The following is a 6,843-nucleotide window of genomic DNA, read 5'->3' as shown; positions in this document are numbered from 1 at the left end:
GAAAAGGCCGGGCTGAAAAGCGCCCGGCCGAGCTCGAGAAGCTAGCACCTCGCACCCAAAGTCAAGCCCCAATCGCCATGCGCGGGCGGAACCGGCTCTCGGGGTGGCATCAGCCCGTTCGGGCTCGCCTTCGGCTTCGCGTGCCGGGCCTCGTAGGTGGTTGGCCTGCGTTGACGGCTATCCGGTTGGGAGCGCGCGCCTGGCCTACGTTGTGGTCGGCCTGCGTTGACGACTGCGGTTGCGTGCGCGCGCCTGGCTTGCGAGCGGGGTCGCCTTGCGTTGACGATTGCGGTTGCGTGCGTGGCGTGGTCAGACCGGCACGTCGAAGAACGACTGCACTCGGGCGCCCGGTGCCAGCCAGGGCTTCAGGAGAGCGTGGGCTCGGTTCGGGTCGCGGTGGAAGAGGCCCACTCGGACCGCGAAGACGACGTCGAAGCGGCGGTCGCCCAGGTTGGCGTCCTCCAGCGAGGCGATCAGGAATTCTGCCTTGCCCGAGGCCACGTAGACGGCGTTGCGGCGGGTGGCCGCCTCGATCATCTTGGTGGAGCGGTCGATGGCCGTGAGCGTGCCCGTGGAGAGGAGTTGGCAGACCATGGTGGCCGCCACTCCCTGGCCGCAGCCGATCTCCAGCACTCGGTCGGCCGGCTGGATCGCTAGTTGGCCGACCACATCCCGCAGACGCTCGCTCATGGTCCACATCATGCGTCAGCCTGGCGGGCGGGGCTACTCCCGCAGCCCCGCCGGGGGTGTCAGCCCAGGCCGCCCAGGTTGACCATCCAGTTGACGCCGTACTGGTCCACCAGGTCGCCGTACTCGTCGCCCCACATCTGCTTCTCCAGCGGGGTGCCCACCTTGCCGCCGACGGCGAGCTTCGAGAAGTACTCGCGGAGCACTTCCTCGTCGCCGGAGAGGGAGACGGTGATGCGCGAGCCGGACTGGAAGTCCATGCCGGGTGGCGTGTCGGAGGCCATGATCGTGTAGCCGAGCTCGGTTTCGAGCTGGGCGTGCATGATCTGGTCGGCCTGCGGCGTGTCCTGCATGCCGAACTCGCCGAACGTGTTCATCTTCAGCTCGCCGCCGAAGACCGAGTGGTAGAACTCCATCGCCTGGCGGGCCTGGCCGTCGAAGCTGATGTACGGGTTGAGGCGAGTGGCCACCGGAATCGCTCCTTCAGAAGAGACGGGCCCGAATCCTCGCAAACCCTTGGCGTGTCTACAACTTGAACTTATTCCGTGATTCCCGGGTCACCCTGCGCGACCTTGCCTGCGTACATGAGTGTGGCTTCGGGCGTTAGTGGGTGGAATGTCCCTGCTCGGACGTCGCGATAGGCGCGTTCGAGAGGGGAACGCTTGAAGAACGACCGTCCACCCAGGACCTCCATCGCCAGGTCGACGACCTCGATGGCTTCCACGACGGCCTGGCGCTTGGCCAGCATCACGGTGACGGTCGAGGTGGCGTTGGCGGTGTAGTCGGTGCCGAGCTCCTCGATCGAGCCCATCAGCGACCACCACGCGGTGCGCAGCTTGTAGTCCATGAGGCCGATCTGGCGCACGGCGTTCTTCGACGTCGACTTCACGGCCACGTCGCGCGCGCCCGAGGCGATGCCGAAGTACGTGGCGCCGCAGATCGGGGCGAAGTGGACGATCGCCGCGAACAGGGGCACGCCGAACTCGCCGTACGGACGGCGCGCGGCGATCTTGTCGGCGGGGATGAACACGTCTTCGAGCACCACGTCGTGGCTGGCCGTGCCGCGCATGCCGAGGGTGTCCCAGGTTTCCTCGATGCGCACGCCGTCGGCGTTCAAAGGCGCGCTGAAGTGCAGCACCTCCTCGCCGAGCACGGCGGAGGTGGCCACGACGTTCGCGCGCGGCGACTGGCTGCAGAACGCCTTGCGGCCGTTGATCAGGAAACCGCCGTCCACGGCCGTCGCGGTGGTGGTCGGCCACAGCCAGTCCGAGCCGCCGCTGGTGGCGATGACCAGGCCTTCCGCAGCCACGCGGCGCAGCACGCCCTCCGCGTCCGGCGCGCCCTTGCGTCTGCGGTAGACCTGCATCAGCGTCAGGTACAGGTGCATCGTGACGGCGAGGGCGGTGGCTCCGTCGTGCCGGGCCAGTTCGGCCTGCGCGTAGCAGACCTGGCGGGTGGTGGCGCCGAGCCCGCCCAGTTCCTCGGGTACGGCCAACGCCAGGTAGCCCTCCTCGCGCATGGCCTCGTACGCCTCGCCCACGAACGTGGCGTCGCGGTCGTGCTCGGAGGCGTGCCGGGCGGCGATGGCGCCGATGCGGGCCGCCATGTCCACGAACTTGGCGTCGTCGTCTCTGGTGACGGTCGGGAACGTGCCGGTCACCCTTGGTGTCTCAAGTGTTGTCATAGGACGAAGGTAGGAACGCGCAAGCCCTGCAGGTAGTTCTGAAAGTGAACCGGACGGCGGTAACGAAACGCTCGGCCGGGCGGAGACTTCCCCTGTGAGGACCTATGCGCAGTACTGCCCGATCGTCCGCGCCGTCGAGGTGCTGGGCGACCGGTGGACGTTGCTGATCGTGCGGGACATGCTGATCGGTGCCTCGCGCTTCAACGAGATCTCCCGCGGCCTGCCGGGGCTCTCGCGCGCGTTGCTGTCGCGGCGGTTGCGGCAGCTCGCGAACGCCGGGCTCGTGCAGCGCACCGGCGACGGCTACGAGCTGACGCCGGCCGGGCACGCGTTGCGGCCGCTGGTGTTCGGGCTCGCCGACTGGGGCGCCCGGTACGCGTTCGGCGACCCGCGCGCCGACGAGCTCGACCCCGAGGTGCTGATGTGGTGGATGCACGGCCGCGTCGACACCGGGTCGTTGGACAAGCGCGCGAACATCGAGGTGCGCATCAACGACCGGCGCCGCACGTTCTGGCTCGTCGTCGAACCCGGTGACGCCTCCATCTGCTACACCGACCCCGGGCTGGAGGTCGACGCCGTGCTGGCGTCCGACATCGCGACCCTCTTCCGGATGTGGGAGGGCGAGGTCGACCTGCTCGACGCGGTGCGGGCGGGCACGATCGAGCTGACCGGGTCGCGGTGGGTGGTGCGCGGGCTGCCGGCGTGGCTGAAGCTCAGCCCCGTCGCCGAGATCGTGCGCGGCGCTCGCGTCTGACCAGCGAAAACGAAATAGTCGAAGATTTTCTGGGCTGTCGTGTCGATCCGGGGTGGTGCCCGTTCGACGCATCAGTGAAGGCACACGACAGCCCAGGAGGAACTCGACATGACCGCCACGCTCACCACCCCCGCCGCCGCTGAGACCCGCGTCGTCCGCAAGTCCGCGTTCGCCCGGCACCTCACGATCGTGACCCGCGTGCTGACCGGCCTGCTGTTCACCACGACCGGCTTGAACGGGTGGTTGAACTTCATGCCCGCCCCGGATCCGAGCACGATGGCGCCCGCCGGGGTGGCGTTCACGCTGGCACTGGCCGCGACCGGGTACATGCTGCACCTCGCGTCCGCCGTCCAGGTCGTCGCCGGGCTGCTCCTGCTGACCGGCCGGTTCGTGCCGCTGGCGCTCGCCCTGCTGGCCCCGATGATCGTGAACATCGTGCTGTACCACGTGTTCCTGGAGACCGAGGGCCTCGCGGTCGGGTTGTTCGTGACCGTCGCCGAGATCGGTCTCGCGTGGGCCTACCGCGACAAGTTCCGCCCCATGCTGCAGGCTCGCTAGACCGCACAAGGCAAATCCCCCGCAGGCAACCGGCCTGCGGGGGATTTTTCGTTGCGGGACAAGGTTTCCAGTCGCGCGTGTCGATTTCGGACGGTCTGGTTCGACGTATCTGTGAGAGCCGGAAACGCCTGAGAGGAAACGGAAATGTCCACCACCCGCTGCGCCACCGTCATAATGCGAGTGCTGGTCCGCAGCCGGGTCGCGCCCGTGGTCCTGACGGCGCTGAACCTCCTGCTCGACACGAGCCACCTGCTCACCGCGGTGCTGATCGCGCTGGCCGAGCTCGTGGTGGCGCTGCTACCGGACGAAAGCGGCCAGCACCGCCTGCACCTCGTAGACGTCGACGCCCTTGCCGAACTGCTTGGAGATCGGCGTGTCGTGGCTGGAGACCCAGATCTTGAGCTCGGCGTCCATGTCGAAGTGGCCGGCCGTCTCCACTGAGAACTGCGTGATCGCCTTGTAGGGCACCGAGTGGTACTCGACCTTCTTGCCCGTCATGCCCTGCTTGTCGACCAGGATCAGCCGCCGGTCGGTGAACAGGAACGAGTCGCGCACCAGCTGGTACGCCGCGTGGATCTGCTCGCCGTGCGAGAGCAGCCGCCCGAACTCCTTGGCGGCGTCCCGCGGGTCGAGCTTCGAAGCGTTCCCCATCATCCCGCTGAGAAGTCCCATACGTCCACGTTTACCAGGCTTTCCGAAAGATTGTCCCGGTACTGGGCTGCTCCTGTCCGAGCGCTTCCCCGGCTAGCCCGAAAGTGGATCTCAACAACCACTCGATCGGGGAGAACGAAACGATGCGCAACCACCTCGTCGGAGCCGCCGCACTCGCCGGAGCCACCGCTCTGCTCGTCGGATGTTCCAGCGCTCCAGCGCAAACCACCACCGGTGCGGAGGTGGCGCCGACCACCGACCAGGTCAAGGCGTTGTTCGCCGACTGGAACGCGTCCCTCGCGACGGGCGACCCCCAGAAGGTGGCCGATCGCTACGCTCCGAACGCGGTCCTGCTGCCGACGGTGTCGAACCAGGTGCGGTCCACGCGCGCCGAGATCGTCGACTACTTCGAGCACTTCCTGCTGAACAAGCCGAGCGGCACCATCCTCGACTCGCACGTCGCCGTCCTCGACGCCGACGACGCGATCGACGCCGGCACCTACCGGTTCGCGCTCACCAAGGACGGCAAGGCGAGCACGGTCGACGCCCGCTACACGTTCGTCTACGAGAAGATCGACGGGAAGTGGCTCATCGTGAACCACCACTCGTCGGCGATGCCGGAGCAAGCCTGATCCGCACGCACAGGCCGCCGCTGCCCGCAGCCTCCAGCGACACGGTCCCGCCGTCGTCGGTGACGAGCTGCTTCACGATCGCGAGGCCGAGCCCGGACCCGCCCCTGCCGGTGAGGCCCTGACCGCGCCAGAACCTGTCGAACGCCCGCGCCCGATCCGCCTCGGGCAGGCCGGGACCTGAGTCGATGACCTCGACCAGGCCGGGCCGGGTGGTGCGGACCAGGATCGTGGCGCCGTCGGGGGAGACCTCCAGGGCGTTGGACAGCACGTTGTCCAGCACCTGTTCCAGGTGGCCGGGGGTGGCCAGCACGCGGATGTCGAAGCCCTCGCTGACCAGCGAGATGGCACGTTCGTCGGCGGCCGCGCGCCACGCGGTGAACCGCTCGGCGACGACGTCGAGCACCTGCACCGGTTCGGGGTGGGCGACGTCGGCCTCGGCGCGGGCCAGCGCGAGCAACCCGTTGACCAGCCTGGACATCCGCACGACCTCGGCCGTGGCCATCTCGACGTCCTCGCGCACCAGCGGGTCGTCCACGCCGTCCGCCACGTTGTCGAGCGACAGCCGCAACGCGGTGAGCGGGGTGCGGAGCTGGTGCGAGGCGTCGCCGATGAACGCCCGTTGCGAGCCGACCAGCGTGCCGATCGTCTCGGTGGCGGTGTTCAGCGTCCTGGCGAGCGTGCGGGTCTCCGGCGGCCCGGTCTCCTCCGCCCGCGCGGTCAGGTCGCCGTCGCGCAGCCTGCCCGCCATCGCGTTGAGCTCCCGCAACGGCCGGGTGACCCGTTTCGCGAGCCACAGCCCCAGGAAGGCCGCCAGGATCAGCACACCGACAGCGAGCGCGGCCCGGAAACCCCAGATCTGCCAGAGCCGCTGGGTGATGGGACCGTCCGGATAGGACAGCCGGATCGCGCCGACCACCGTGCCGTCCGGGGCCTTCGCCGGCACGGTGAGCTTGAGGCCCTCGTCGTCCCAGACCGTCGACTCCGGCTGCGGCTCCAGCACGTCGATCTGGCCGGGCGTCTGGCGTTCGTAGGCGTCCACCAGCGCGTTCAACGACCTGGTGTCGCCGGACGCGAGCAGCAGCGCGGCGGTGTCAGCCTCGCGGCGCGCGGTGTTCACGGCGTCGTCGTAGAGCTGCTGGTTGAGCGTGAACGCCACCGGCACCGTGAACGCCGCGATCGCCACCGCGACCAGCAGCAGGTAGCTCCAGGCGAGCTGCCGGATCACGGGAGCACCAGCCGGAATCCCACTCCCCGCACGGTCTCCAGCGACGCGGCGTCACCGAGCTTGCGGCGCAGCACCCCGACGTGCACGTCCAGCGTTTTGGTAGGGCCGAACCAGTTCTCGTCCCACACCGCCTCCATGATCTGCTCGCGGGTGAACACCGCGCCGGGGTCCTCGGCGAGGAACGCGAGCAGGTCGAACTCCTTCGGCGTCAGCTCGACCTCGCCGCCGTCGAGGTGCACCCTGCGGCCGCGCCGGTCGATGCGCACCCGCCCGTGCCGTTCGGGTTCCTTCGAGACGGGCTGCGCGCGCCGCAGCACCGCGCGCATGCGGGCGACGACCTCCCGCACCCCGAACGGTTTCGTGACGTAGTCGTCCGCGCCGATCTCCAGCCCGACGACCCGGTCGACCTCGTCGGACCGCGCGCTGATGACGATGATCGGCACGTCGCCGCGCGCCCGCAGCTCACGGCAGACGTCGAGCCCGTCCACGTCCGGCAGCCCGAGGTCCACCAGGACGATCGCGAAGTCCTCGCCGGCCGCCAGCGCCTCCGCGCCCGTGCGCACCCACCGGACCTCGAACCCGTAGCGGGACAGCCCTCGCGTGAGCGATTCCGCGATCGGCTCGTCGTCCTCCACCAGCAGCACCCGCATGG

The 6,843-nt window shown here is 69.0% G+C and carries 9 protein-coding genes; 3 read left to right on the top strand and 6 right to left on the bottom strand.

Annotated features, from left to right (window positions below; genetic code table 11):
* Nucleotides 1-309: 309 nt before the first annotated feature.
* From ACFWNN_RS43730 to ACFWNN_RS43720, 3 genes are all read right to left on the bottom strand, one after another.
* Nucleotides 310-690, bottom strand: coding sequence for a class I SAM-dependent methyltransferase (locus ACFWNN_RS43730; RefSeq protein ID WP_382445890.1), 381 nt, complete (start codon nucleotides 688-690; stop codon nucleotides 310-312).
* A 59-nt stretch (nucleotides 691-749) separates the two neighbouring features.
* Nucleotides 750-1,157, bottom strand: a complete 408-nt coding sequence (locus ACFWNN_RS43725; RefSeq protein ID WP_382445889.1) for a VOC family protein — start codon at nucleotides 1,155-1,157, stop codon at nucleotides 750-752.
* 68 nt (nucleotides 1,158-1,225) lie between these two features.
* Complete coding sequence (locus tag ACFWNN_RS43720) at nucleotides 1,226-2,371, bottom strand: acyl-CoA dehydrogenase family protein (RefSeq protein ID WP_382445888.1); 1,146 nt, start codon at nucleotides 2,369-2,371, stop codon at nucleotides 1,226-1,228.
* 94 nt (nucleotides 2,372-2,465) lie between these two features.
* Here ACFWNN_RS43720 and ACFWNN_RS43715 point away from each other — a divergent pair, with 94 nt between their 5' ends.
* Nucleotides 2,466-3,125 (top strand): winged helix-turn-helix transcriptional regulator, encoded by a 660-nt coding sequence (locus ACFWNN_RS43715; RefSeq protein ID WP_382445887.1) that lies wholly within the window; start codon nucleotides 2,466-2,468, stop codon nucleotides 3,123-3,125.
* Between the two features lie 108 nt (nucleotides 3,126-3,233).
* A complete protein-coding gene (locus ACFWNN_RS43710; protein WP_382445886.1) occupies nucleotides 3,234-3,683 on the top strand; it encodes a DoxX family membrane protein in 450 nt (149 codons plus the stop codon).
* 297 nt (nucleotides 3,684-3,980) lie between these two features.
* Here ACFWNN_RS43710 and ACFWNN_RS43705 read toward each other — a convergent pair whose 3' ends face one another.
* A complete protein-coding gene (locus ACFWNN_RS43705; RefSeq protein WP_285644208.1) occupies nucleotides 3,981-4,355 on the bottom strand; it encodes a PH domain-containing protein in 375 nt (124 codons plus the stop codon).
* 122 nt (nucleotides 4,356-4,477) lie between these two features.
* Here ACFWNN_RS43705 and ACFWNN_RS43700 point away from each other — a divergent pair, with 122 nt between their 5' ends.
* On the top strand, nucleotides 4,478-4,966 hold the full coding sequence (locus ACFWNN_RS43700; protein ID WP_382445885.1) for an SgcJ/EcaC family oxidoreductase: 489 nt from the start codon (nucleotides 4,478-4,480) through the stop codon (nucleotides 4,964-4,966).
* Here ACFWNN_RS43700 and ACFWNN_RS43695 read toward each other — a convergent pair.
* Nucleotides 4,923-6,191 (bottom strand): ATP-binding protein, encoded by a 1,269-nt coding sequence (locus ACFWNN_RS43695; protein WP_382445884.1) that lies wholly within the window; start codon nucleotides 6,189-6,191, stop codon nucleotides 4,923-4,925. The genes ACFWNN_RS43700 and ACFWNN_RS43695 overlap by 44 nt on opposite strands.
* Nucleotides 6,188-6,841, bottom strand: a complete 654-nt coding sequence (locus tag ACFWNN_RS43690) for a response regulator transcription factor (protein ID WP_382445883.1) — start codon at nucleotides 6,839-6,841, stop codon at nucleotides 6,188-6,190. Before ACFWNN_RS43690 ends, ACFWNN_RS43695 begins: the two co-directional genes overlap by 4 nt.
* Nucleotides 6,842-6,843: the final 2 nt, after the last annotated feature.

The sequence above is a fragment of the Lentzea sp. NPDC058450 genome (assembly GCF_042721395.1).
Taxonomy (GTDB): Bacteria; Actinomycetota; Actinomycetes; order Mycobacteriales; family Pseudonocardiaceae; genus Lentzea.
Note: the sequence above shows the minus strand (reverse complement) of the source record. Positions and strands in the feature narration are given on the sequence as shown.